At 74.5% G+C, this 5,929-nt stretch carries 6 protein-coding genes; 3 read left to right on the top strand and 3 right to left on the bottom strand.

The window, feature by feature from the left end; genetic code table 11:
• Positions 1-91: 91 nt before the first annotated feature.
• A complete protein-coding gene (locus ACZ53N_RS36120) occupies positions 92-1,057 on the bottom strand; it encodes a DMT family transporter (RefSeq protein ID WP_469144961.1) in 966 nt (321 codons plus the stop codon).
• On the opposite strand from ACZ53N_RS36120, the gene ACZ53N_RS36115 reads away from it, so the two are divergent.
• From ACZ53N_RS36115 to ACZ53N_RS36105, 3 genes are all read left to right on the top strand, one after another.
• Entirely contained in the window at positions 1,056-2,501 is a 1,446-nt protein-coding gene (locus ACZ53N_RS36115) for an aminotransferase-like domain-containing protein (RefSeq protein ID WP_469144960.1), read from the top strand. The genes ACZ53N_RS36120 and ACZ53N_RS36115 overlap by 2 nt on opposite strands.
• Positions 2,502-2,554: 53 nt before the next feature.
• On the top strand, positions 2,555-3,709 hold the full coding sequence (locus ACZ53N_RS36110; protein WP_469144959.1) for a methyltransferase: 1,155 nt from the start codon (positions 2,555-2,557) through the stop codon (positions 3,707-3,709).
• Between the two features lie 123 nt (positions 3,710-3,832).
• Positions 3,833-4,120 (top strand): hypothetical protein, encoded by a 288-nt coding sequence (locus tag ACZ53N_RS36105; protein ID WP_469144958.1) that lies wholly within the window; start codon positions 3,833-3,835, stop codon positions 4,118-4,120.
• Positions 4,121-4,160: 40 nt separating this feature from the next.
• Here the strand turns inward: ACZ53N_RS36105 and ACZ53N_RS36100 are convergent, their stop codons facing one another.
• Both ACZ53N_RS36100 and ACZ53N_RS36095 read right to left on the bottom strand, forming a co-directional pair.
• Positions 4,161-5,336 (bottom strand): RNA polymerase sigma factor, encoded by a 1,176-nt coding sequence (locus ACZ53N_RS36100; RefSeq protein ID WP_469144962.1) that lies wholly within the window; start codon positions 5,334-5,336, stop codon positions 4,161-4,163.
• Positions 5,337-5,344: 8 nt separating this feature from the next.
• Positions 5,345-5,755, bottom strand: coding sequence for a YciI family protein (locus tag ACZ53N_RS36095; RefSeq protein ID WP_469144957.1), 411 nt, complete (start codon positions 5,753-5,755; stop codon positions 5,345-5,347).
• Positions 5,756-5,929: the final 174 nt, after the last annotated feature.

Here is a 5,929-nt window from a genome sequence, read left to right as displayed (position 1 = left end):
GTGCAGACGTCGCAATCCACACCGAACCCAGAAGGCCCTCACCTGTTCAAGCACCCAGCACGCGTGTCACCAACGTCCCGGGACAACACACCTAGCCACGGGCACGCTGGGTGACCGCGATGCAGACCAGCACGGCGACGGCGGCGGCCGGCGCGGCGGGCGTCAGCCGCTCGCCGAGCAGGGTCACCGACCACAGCAGGGTGAGCAGCGGCTGCGCCAGCTGGAACTGGCTGGCCTTGGCCACGCCGATCACGGCCATGCCGCGGTACCACACCACCATGCCCAGCAGCTGGCTGCCCGCCACCAGCCAGACGAGCCCGGCGACGGTGTGCCCGGTCAGCCGCACGGGCTCACAGAGCAGGGCGACGGCCGCCCCGGCCAGCGCCAGGGGCAGGCACAGGACGAGCCCCCAGCCGACGACCTGCCACCCGGGCATCTCCCGCGCCAGCCGGCCGCCCTCCGCGTAGCCCGCCGCGCACACCAGCAGGGCCACGAACAGATAGAGATCGCCGACGGTCGGCGTGCCACCGCTCTGCACGAGGGCGAACGTGATGACCACGGCGGCTCCCGCCAGCGCCGCCGCCCAGAACACGCGCGAGTGCCGGGCCCCGGTCCGCAGTGCCGCGTACGCGGCCGTGGTCAGCGGCAGCAGCCCGACGACGACGGCGGCGTGCGCGGTCGTGGAGGTCTGGAGGGCGAGCGTCGTCAGCAGCGGGAAGCCCACGACGACTCCCGCGGCCACGATGGCCAGTCCGCCCCAGTGGCGGCGGGCGGGCACCGGCACCCGCAGCGCGAGCAGCCCGCCGCACGCGATGAGGGCCGCCAGCGTCATCCGGCAGGTGGTCACCGACCACGGGCCGAGCCCCTCCAGGGCCCAGGCGGTGGCGGGGAAGGTCAGCGAGAAGGCGCAGACACCAAGCGCGGCGAGGACGGTGCCGACGGTGAGGCGCGCGGAGTCGCCGCCGGGACGCTTCGGCTCGCCCGTCGGTGCGGTGGGCCGGTCGAGGCCGCTCACTGCTATCGCTGTGGGGCGGGTAGCGCTATCTTGTGCTCTCATGCATGAGCGTAGCAGCGTCGCTGAACTGGCCGGTGTTCTTCGAGGAGAGCTGAACCGCTACTCTGAAGGTGAGAAGCTGCCGTCCAGTCGGGCCCTGGTCGAACGGTTCCGGGTCAGCCCCGTCACCGTCTCCCGGGCCCTGGCCGTCCTGGCCGCCGAGGGCCTGGTCGTCACCCGCCCCGGTGCCGGGGCCTTCCGCGCCGTTCCGCACGGTCCGGCCGTCCGCCTCGGCGACACCTCCTGGCAGCAGGTCGCCCTCAGCGTCGAGACCCCCGGCGAGTCGGTGCCCCGGTCCGTGGACGCCTCGGGCGTGCTCGCCACCCTCTCCGAGCCGCCGCCCGGCGTCATCGAGCTCAACGGCGGCTATCTCCACCCCACCCTCCAGCCCGAGCGCGCCCTGGCCGCCGCCCTCGCCCGGGCCGGCCGCAGACCGGGCGCCTGGGGCCGCCCGCCGGTCGAGGGCGTCGGGGAACTGCGGGCCTGGTTCGCCCGCCAGATCGGCGGCCCGGCCGGCACGGTCGCCGCCTCCGACGTACTGATCACCGCCGGCGGCCAGAGCGCCCTCACCGCCGCGCTGCGCGCCCTCGCCCCGCCCGGCGCGCCCGTCCTCGTCGAATCCCCCACCTACCCCGGCATGCTCGCCGCCGCCCGCGCCTCCGGACTGCGACCGGTGCCCGTACCCGCCGACGAGCGGGGCGTGCGCACCGATCTGCTCGCCGAGGCGTTCCGGGCCAGTGGGGCCCGGGTCTTCGTCTGCCAGCCGCTCTTCCAGAACCCGACCGGCGCGGTCCTCGCCGACGAGCGGCGGCGCGAGGTCCTGCGGGTCGCGCGGGAGGCCGGCGCCTTCGTCATCGAGGACGACTTCGCCCGCCGCCTCGCCCACGAGGACGCCCCGCCGCTGCCGCCCACGCTGGCCGCCGACGACCCCGACGGCATCGTCGTCCACGTCTGCTCACTGACCAAGGCCACCTCGGCCAGCCTGCGGGTGGGCGCCCTCGCCGCCCGGGGGCCGGTCCTCGACCGGCTGCGGGCCATCCAGGTCGTCGACAGCTTCTTCGTCCCCCGGCCCGTGCAGGAGGCCGCGCTCGAGCTCGTCGGCTCACCCGCCTGGCCCCGCCACCTGCGCAACATCGCCGCCCAGCTGCGCACCCGGCGTGAGGCGCTGCTCACCGCGCTGGCCACCGAACTCCCCGGGCTCACCGTGGAGTTCGTACCGCCCGGCGGCTATCACATGTGGCTGCGGCTCCCCGACGGCACCGACGAGAGCGCCCTGGTCGCCGCCGCCCTGCGGGCCGGGGTCGCCGTCGCCGCCGGCCGCCCGTACTTCTCCGCCGAGCCCCCCGCCCCCCACCTGCGCCTCAGCTTCGCGGCCGCCCGGGGCTCGGCGGAGCTGGCGGAGGGCGTCAGCCGACTGCGCGGGGCCTGCGAGGAGACGCTGGGGTGAGCGCCCGGCGCGATGGCCGGGCGGGGCCGGGACTCGGCTAGCCTGAACGCACAATGAACTGTTTGACGACGTCATGGGGCGAGTTCACGCTCACCCGCTTCCCCGAGGACTCCCGCGACAGACTGCGCGCCTGGGACGCCTCCGACGAGTATCTGCTGCGGCACCTCGAGGGAATCGACGGCGAGCCCACGGACCTGTCGGGGACGGTCGTCGTGCTGGGCGACCGGTGGGGCGCCCTCACCACCACGCTCGCCGGACACCACCCCGTACAGATCACCGACTCCTACCTCGGCCGCCAGGCGACCCGCGCCAACCTCGCGCGCGCAGGTGTCGACGAGGACGCGGTGCGGCTGCTGTCGACGCGGGACACGCCGCCCGAGCGGATCGACGTCCTGCTCGTCCGGGTGCCCAAGAGCCTCGCGCTCCTGGAGGACCAGCTGCGCCGCCTCGCGCCCGCCGTCCACGCGGGAACCGTCGTCGTCGGCACGGGCATGGTCACCGAGATCCACACCTCGACGCTCAAGCTGTTCGAGCAGATCCTCGGGCCGACCCGCACCTCACTCGCGGTGAAGAAGGCCCGCCTCATCTTCTGCGCGCCCGACCCCCGGCTGGCCCGGACCGCGAGTCCCTGGCCGCGCAGCTACGCGCTGCCCGCCGACGTCGGGGCGGCCTCGGGCCTGACCGTCACCAACCACGCGGGAATCTTCTGCGCCGAACGCCTCGACATCGGCACCCGCTTCTTTCTGCGCAACCTTCCGCGCCGCCGCGGCCCCGAGCGCGTCGTGGACCTCGGCTGCGGCAACGGCGTGGTCGGCACGGCCGCGGCCCTCGCCAACCCCGAGGCCGAGGTGCTCTTCGTCGACGAGTCCTACCAGGCGGTGGCCTCCGCGGAGGCCACCTTCCGCGCGAACACCGGCACCGCCGCCCGGGCGGAGTTCCGGGTGGGCGACGGGCTGTCGGGCGTACCGGCCGCGTCGGTGGACCTGGTGCTGAACAACCCGCCGTTCCACACCCATCAGGCGATGACCGACGCGACCGCGTACCGCATGTTCGCCGGATCGCGCGAGGCGCTGCGCCCCGGCGGCGAGCTGTGGGTCATCGGCAACCGCCACCTCGGCTACCACGTGAAGCTGCGCCGTCTCTTCGGCAACTGCGAGGTCGTCACGAGCGACCCCAAGTTCGTCATCCTGCGCGCGGTCAAACGCTGACGGCGCCGGGGCCCGGACGGCGCCGGGAATGTTGCGGGGGCGTCCCGGCGGGCGGAGATTGGTACGGGGCCGTCACCGCGACGGCCGGGGGCGGGACCGGACCGACCACCCGAGGAGCCCTCCGTGGCGATCTTCATGCATGCCAGCCTGCCGGGCGTCACGGCGGCGCAGTACGGCGCCCTGAACGCCGCGTTGCGTGATCTGCCCGGCGAGCCCTTCGACGGGTGCCTCGCCCACGTCGCCGTCACCACGGACGCCGGGCTCCAGGTCTTCGACCTGTGGGAGAGCGAGGAGGCGATGATGAAGTTCACCGAGCGGCTGACGCCGCACGCCGAGCGGGCGGGCTTCCCCGCGGCGGACGAACCGCCCAAGGCCCTGCCGGTGCACAACTACTGGCTGCCCGGGGCGTAGCGGAACGGGCCGCGCCGCGGGACGGTCCGGGCGCGCCCCGTCAGCGGTGCCGGCGGGCGTTGAGCCGGGCGGCCCGGCGCGTCAGGTGATCGCGCTCGGCCACGTTCGTTGCCTTCCGGGCCGCCTCGGCGTACAGCCGTGCCGCCGTCGCCAGGTCGCCGTCGCGCTCGTGGAGGTACGCCGCCACGGCGGCTCGGCGGGGCACGGGGTGCCCCCGGCTCGAAGGGCCCGGGGAAGAGCCGTCCAGCGCCGCGAGCGCCGCCAGTCCCGCGCGGGGCCCGTCGGCCTCGCCGACGGCCACCGCGCGGTTGAGCCGGACGACCGGGCTGTCGGTCAGGCGCACGAGCTCGTCGTACCACTCGACGATCTGCGCCCAGTCGGTCTCCCCGGCGGTGGGCGCGTCGGCGTGGAGTGCCGCGATGGCGGCCTGGGCCTGGTACTCGCCCAGCCGGTCGCGGGCCAGGGCCGCCTGGAGGATCCCGACGCCCTCGGCGATCGACCGGGTGTCCCACCGGCCGCGGTCCTGCTCGGCGAGCGGCACCAGGCTGCCGTCGGGCGCGGTCCGGGCCGCCCGCCGGGCGTGGTGGAGCAGCATGAGGGCGAGCAGCCCCGCCACCTCGGGGTGGTCGATCGCGGCCGCGAGCTGCCGGGTGAGCCGGATGGCCTCGACGGCGAGGTCGACGTCTCCGGAGTAGCCCTCGTTGAAGACCAGGTAGAGGACGCGCAGCACGGTGGCGACGTCACCGGGCCGGTCGAACCGTACGCCGGAGACGGTGCGCTTGGCCCGGCTGATCCGCTGGGCCATGGTCGTCTCGGGCACCAGATAGGCCTGGGCGATCTGGCGTGTGGTCAGCCCTCCGACGGCCCGCAGCGTGAGCGCCACCGCGGACGACGGCGTCAGCGACGGGTGGGCGCACAGGAAATACAGCTGGAGCGTGTCGTCCACCGTGGGCGTGGGGCCGGGCGCCGGCTCCTCGTCGACGAGGCCCTCACGCCGGCGGCGGGCGGTGTCCGCGCGGGTCGCGTCGAGGAACTTGCGCCAGGCCACGGTGACCAGCCAGCCCTTCGCATCCCGCGGAGGGTCGGCCGGCCAGACCCGGACCGCCTCGACGAGCGCGTCCTGCACGGCGTCCTCGGCCGCCGCGAAATCGGCTCCGCGGCGGACGAGGACGGCGAGCACGCTCGGCGTGAGGCTGCGGAGCAGGGCCTCGTTCAGCTGAGAGGTCACTCCGTGACGGTGGGCGACGACACGCCGTAGAACGGGCGCACCTCGAGCCACTCGTGGATCGGCTTCCCGCCCGCCCCGGGGGCGGCCGACAGCTCCCCGGCCAGCTCGACGGCGCGCTCGTAGCTGTCGACGTCGATCACCATCCAGCCGGCGATCAGGTCCTTGGTCTCGGCGAACGGCCCGTCGGTGACCGGCGGGCGGCCCTCGCCGTCGTAGCGGACCCATGCCCCCTCGGGGGCGAGCGCCTGACCGTCGACGAACTCACCGGTCCCCTCCAGCCGGGCCGCGAAGTCCTGCATGTATCGCATGTGTGCCGAGATCTCCTCCGGCGTCCATTGGTCCATGGGCACGTCGTTCACCGGGGCCGGGGCGCCACGGTAGTGCTTGAGCAGCAAGTACTTGGCCATGGTGATTCTCCTCGAGTCTGGTGCGACCCATTCTGGTCGCGTTCACTGCGGGGACGGAGCCGGACACGGGTTCTCGACATGTGGTCGGGTAGCCGGAGACCATTGCTGATCCCCGGCCCCCTCAGAACCGGACGTGCGACTTTCACCGCATCCGGCTCAAGCAAGCCACGCGGG

This window comes from Streptomyces sp. NPDC033229 (genome assembly GCF_055576875.1).
This window is presented reverse-complemented; position numbering and strand designations above follow the sequence as displayed.